Raw genomic sequence first — 5,269 nt, forward strand, 5'->3', positions numbered from 1 at the left:
AGCAGCACTCAAACGGGCTGAACTGGCCGGGCGGCTCGGCTGCAATCTTGAAACGATCCGCTATTATGAAAAGATCGGCCTGCTGCCCGATCCAGCCCGCACTGCCAGTGGCCACCGGCTGTATTCGAATGGGGACCAGGTACGGCTGCGTTTCATATTGCGGGCCCGCAGTCTCGGCTTCTCGGTGGAAGATGTACGCTCACTGCTTGGCATCAATGATGGCAGGCCGAGCTGCGCAGAGGTCAGTGCGCTGGCAGAAGCACATCGTGGCGATATCCGCAAACGCATCGCCGATCTGAGACAAATGGATCGGCGGCTCGGCGAGATCATGGCTGGTTGCACCGGCGCTGAAACACCTGATTGCGCACTCACCGACAAACTGTTCGAAGATCGCTGATAAAAAGGGCCGGTACCAAGAGCGTTGTCTTACCGACGTCAGAAGCGGCTTGCCTCTTTATAGTCGTGTTCATGGCTCACGCCCGTGCCGTGTTCAGTTGATCCCACGCTCACGACACTCGATAAGCCAGAAGCAGGCCGTCACAATGAGCTTTCGCCTTCACCGCCACTTGAGCGGCTGCCATTTCCCATGGGTTGATCTCGCGGAACCATGAGCCGGAGACAAAATTGTTCTACCTTTTTATCAAGGCTGTAATTTCAGCCATCCTCATCGTCGCCATTTCCGAAATCGGAAAACGCAGTCCAGGCTTCGCGGCACTTGTGGCCTCACTTCCTCTCGTATCGGTCCTGGGCGTGATATGGCTGTGGCGCGACACTGAAGACACATCCCGGCAGGCGGCCCACTCCGCTGCCATATTCTGATATGTCCTTCCTTCTTATCCCATGGCTGCTCGACCGAGGCATTCCCTTTTATGGCGCCTTGATTTTGGGAACAGCGATAAAAATTGTGCTCTACTTCACGATGATCTTGATACTGCCCAGGCTAGGACTAGAGCTCAGCAACTAGTACATTCAGCCACTCCGCTCACGTTCGAAACTAGTCTTTCAGCCTTGTATCAAGCCTCATAAACGGGACGAGCGCACAAATGCCACTGCTTCCAGACACGTCAGCAAGACACGAACCCGCTGGATCTCACGTTTGAACAGCTCGCCTTCCCACGCAACCCCGGTAAGACCCATTGTATTCTGGCAGTGTACCGGCAAGTACAGGATCACGCCTTTCGCTGAGAATTCGAATGCCCGTAAACATCGGCGTTTCGGTGGACATGATCTTCGTGCTCGAACTCAAGGCTTGAATGACCAATACCGAAGCGCTGATTCAAACGCTCCTTGATTGCCGCCTTGATGATCTCGATGCTCGACCAGTTTTGTTCAGACACAACGACGTGACAGTCGAGCGCCGTCTCGTGTTCCTGCATTTGCCAGAGATGCACGTGGTGAACGTCCGCAACGCCATCGACACTTCGCATCGCTTCCACGACGGCGGCATTGTCGATCTCGGGTGGGCTACCCAGCATCAACATATGGATCGGCCCGCCAATTTCACGGAACGACAGATAGAGAATGTATACCGCGATACCGATCGTCACGAGCGGATCGACCAGTCTCCAGTCATAGAGGAGGATGAGCGTTCCGCCTGCAACCACGGCTACCGATGCGAGTGCATCCGAAAGGTTGTGAAGGAAGAGCGCCCGGATATTCACGCTCCCTTTCTGCATCGAATAGGTCAGGAGGGCTGTCAGCGTATCGATGACCAGCGCAACACCGCCAAGAATAACGATCGTCCAGCCGCCAACGGCGGGGGGATCAATGATCCGCATGACACCCTCATAGATCAGATAGAGGCCGATGATGGTCAAAGATGTATAATTGATCAGGGCTGCGACGATCTCGATGCGGCCATACCCAAAGGTCATCCGCTCATCAGCCGGTCGCCGCGCAATCTTGCGCGCAGCGAACGCGATGACGAGCGACGCCATATCAGAGAAATTGTGCAGAGCATCGGCGATGAGCGCGAGGCTGCCGGAGAGAATCCCCCCGACAACCTGCCCAACGGTTAGTAGTGCGTTTGCCCAGATAGCAATGGAGACCCGGCGATCACCGCTTTTGGGATCAAGGCTGTCATGTTCATGTGCGTGGCTCATGATCGGCCTCCTCTTCCAGCACCTTGCGCTTGCATTCGAGATACGCGCGTCGCCGCGCGTGTACCGCGTTTTTGACACGGCTCTTTGATGGTATCAGGCCGCATTCTTCCTGCACCTTGGCCGCCTGCTCACTTGAAAGGGACACCATCGCGTTGCCGAGATTCCCGCAGCCCGCCAGGGCTGCGAGAGAAATCGACATGACCGCAACGCGAAGTTCACGATGGATGAACATGCTCGGCCTCCAACAAGGAATGGTGCGCGTCGGGCTTCGGTGCGAACCAGCGGTGAAGGGCTGGCAGGACAAGCAAGGTCAACACGGTCGATGAGACCAGCCCGCCCATGACGACCGTGGCCAGTGGCCGCTGCACTTCAGCACCGACACCACTCGCGAAGAGCAGTGGCGCAAGGCCGAGCGCCGTCGTAAGGGCGGTCATCAGAACAGGACGTGCCCGCAAGCCTGCCGCCTCGACGGCAAGTTCATCGCGGCCCCGGCCTTCCCTGGCAAAATCATCCATGAAGCTGACCAGCACCATGCCATTGCCGAGCGCGATGCCAAACAGGGCAATAAAGCCGACCGTCGCGGGCACCGAGATCGGCAGGCTCGCAACCCAGAGCGCCATCGCGCCGCCGGTCAGCGCCAGCGGAATGTTGAGCAGGATCAGGATGGCTGATTTCATCCGCCCGAACGTCAATAGCAGAATTAGGAACACGATGCCGAGCGTGATCGGGATCACCACCGCGAATCGCGCATTCGCTTCTTGCTGGAGTTCGAACTGCCCGCCCCATTCGACGCGGTAACCGGCCGGTAAGTCAAGCTGGCCCGCCACCGCCGCCTGCGCATCCGCGACATAGCTGCCGATGTCGCGTCCTCTCACATTGAGCTGGACGGTGATGAAGCGCTCGCCATTCTCGCGCGTGATCTGACGTGGACCGACGATCTCCCGGATGTCTGCTACGCTTTCGAGTGGAACCCGTGCGCCGCTGGACGATTCCAGAATGATCCGTCCGATGGCAGCGGGCGTGTCGCGGTCCTCCTCGGCATAACGCACGATCACGGGGAACTGGCGCACCCCCTCGAAAACGGCGCCAGCCTCTGCCCCGCCAACACCTGAACGCAGGGCGTCAAGCGCCTCCTCGACACTCAGGCCGTACCGGCCGAGCGCCGGACGGTCGAGCGAGACCACAAGCTGAGGCGCGCCGGTGATCTGATCGGCCTGGACGTCTGTGGCTCCCGGAACCTCCTGCAAGATCGCCTGCAAATCCTGCGAGCCTTCCAGCAGAACCTCCGTATCCGGCCCGAAGATCTTGACCGCCAGCTGCGCCTTTGTGCCGGTCAGGAGTTCATCAACCGACATCGCGATCGGCTGGCCGACATTGACCCTGACGCCTGGAAAGCCGCCGAGATTCTCGGAGATCAACGCACGGAGTTCGTCCGGGCTGATGCCATCGCGCCATTCGCTTCGGGGTTTGAGCGCCACGAAGGCCTCGATACTGTTCACCGGGTCGGCATGCGCGCCGACTTCCCCACGGCCGATCCGGCTGATAATGGAACTGATCTCGGGGAAGGCTTCAAGCAGTCTTGTCTCGATGCGGGTCGACGTTTCCTTTGCTTCGGTTAGCGAGATGGACGGCGCCATCGTCACACGCAACAGGACATCGCCTTCCTCCAGCGCAGGCGTGAACTCCGAGCCAAGGCGTGTCGCTGAGAGGCCCCCAACCAGAAGCAGGACGCCTGCTAGCCCGACCGCCGCGAGACGTCGCCGGACGAAGAAGGCCGCAAGCGGCTTGATCAGCGAAACAAGCCGGCTGTCGCTCTCCTGGCTATTGCTCTTGGGCGGACGCATGAGGCCGAGCGCCATCGCCGGAGCGATGAGCGCGGCATAGATCAGCGACCCTGTCATGGCGAGCGCGGCAGAAGCGGCGAGCGGCCGAAACGTCTTGCCTTCAGTGCCCTGTAGCGAAAAGAGCGGCAGGAAGACAATGATCACCACGAGGACGGCAGCAATCAGCGGCGCGATCACTTCGGCGCTCGCTCGTGCAACTGTCGTCCTGCTGTCTTCGCCTTCTCGTCGTTCACGCAAGCCGCGATCAACGTTCTCAGCGATAACGATGGCCCCGTCGACCATCATACCGATGGCAATCGCGACCCCGCCCAGTGTCATCAGATTGGCCCCGATACCAAGGATGTTCATGGCAATGAAAGCAAAGCCGACGGAGAAGGGGATGGCCATGACGACGACCAGGCTTGGCCGCCAGCCGCCAAGAAACAGGAAGACGATCACGGCGACTAGAAGGGCGCCCTGCCAGAGCGCGGTCGTCACCGTTGTGGCCGCCTTTTTCACCAGCGTACCCTGATCATAATACGGAACGGCTTTCACACCGTCAGGAAGCGATCGGTTGATCTCAGCGAAACGCGCCTGTGCGTTCTCGATCACCTCCGATGTGTTGGTGCCATAAAGTTTCAGGACGAGACCGGCGACGGTCTCACCTTCGCCATTTGCGGTCGCGAGCCCCTGCCGCACGCCGCCGCCAATCGCGACATCACCGAGGTCGCTGACGCGGACCGTTCGCCCATCCACCGTTTTGACCGGCGTTTCACGGAGATCATTGAGGGTTCGAGCGAGCCCGACCCCGCGCACCGTGTACTGTTCGGCACCAATTTCGATGAATTGGGCGCCGGCTGTTCGGTTGGCGCTTTCCAGGGCAGCGATGACCTCGCTGACGCTGAGATCGTAGGAGGTCAGTTGATCAGGATCGAGACGGACCTGGTACTGTTTTTCAAACCCGCCCAGCGACAGCACCTCTGTCACGCCCTCGACGGATTGGAGCGGATACTTGATCATCCAGTCGGCGATCTCACGCAGCTCGACCAGCGATCGCTCGCCTGTCTCATCCACAAGACGGTAATACATGATAATGCCGAGGCCGGTCGAAATCGGCCCCATCTTCGGAGTGCCAAAACCCTCGGGTATCGCTTCGCTGGCTTCGCCGAGGCGTTCGCCTACGACCTGACGGGCAAAATAGACGTCCGTGCCATCCTCGAAATAGATATTGATGACGGACAGACCGAAATTCGATGTCGAGCGGATTTCGTCGACCTTGGGCAGGCCGGACATGGCCGTCTCGATCGGATAGGTGACATAGCGTTCGACCTCTTCGGGCGACAG

At 59.3% G+C, this 5,269-nt stretch carries 5 protein-coding genes; 2 read left to right on the forward strand and 3 right to left on the reverse strand.

The features are described from left to right. Both O4G74_RS15910 and O4G74_RS15915 read left to right on the forward strand, forming a co-directional pair. A partial coding sequence (locus O4G74_RS15910) for a MerR family transcriptional regulator (protein ID WP_269403507.1) occupies positions 1-397 on the forward strand: 397 nt, incomplete at its 5' end. Positions 398-624: 227 nt separating this feature from the next. Next, positions 625-819 (forward strand): DUF3147 family protein, encoded by a 195-nt coding sequence (locus O4G74_RS15915; protein WP_233350562.1) that lies wholly within the window; start codon positions 625-627, stop codon positions 817-819. A 350-nt stretch (positions 820-1,169) separates the two neighbouring features. On the opposite strand, the gene O4G74_RS15920 is transcribed toward O4G74_RS15915, so the two are convergent. The 3 genes from O4G74_RS15920 to O4G74_RS15930 all read right to left on the reverse strand — a co-directional run. Beyond that, positions 1,170-2,102: a cation diffusion facilitator family transporter gene (locus O4G74_RS15920; RefSeq protein ID WP_269403508.1), complete on the reverse strand. Its 933-nt coding sequence runs from the start codon at positions 2,100-2,102 to the stop codon at positions 1,170-1,172. Continuing rightward, on the reverse strand, positions 2,086-2,334 hold the full coding sequence (locus O4G74_RS15925; RefSeq protein WP_119380606.1) for a hypothetical protein: 249 nt from the start codon (positions 2,332-2,334) through the stop codon (positions 2,086-2,088). The genes O4G74_RS15920 and O4G74_RS15925 overlap by 17 nt, the downstream gene beginning before the upstream one ends. Continuing rightward, positions 2,318-5,269, reverse strand: a 2,952-nt coding sequence (locus O4G74_RS15930; protein ID WP_269403509.1) for an efflux RND transporter permease subunit, incomplete at its 5' end; no start/stop codon positions are given. The genes O4G74_RS15930 and O4G74_RS15925, both read right to left, overlap by 17 nt.

Source organism: Henriciella marina (assembly GCF_027213945.1).
Classification (GTDB): domain Bacteria; phylum Pseudomonadota; class Alphaproteobacteria; order Caulobacterales; family Hyphomonadaceae; genus Henriciella; species Henriciella marina_A.

Excerpts from the sequence above, each read along its gene's own strand:
- O4G74_RS15925 (WP_119380606.1), bottom strand. The coding sequence starts at position 2,334 with ATGTTCATCCATCGTGAACTTCGCGTTGCGGTCATGTCGATTTCTCTC.
- O4G74_RS15920 (WP_269403508.1), bottom strand. The coding sequence starts at position 2,102 with ATGAGCCACGCACATGAACATGACAGCCTTGATCCCAAAAGCGGTGAT.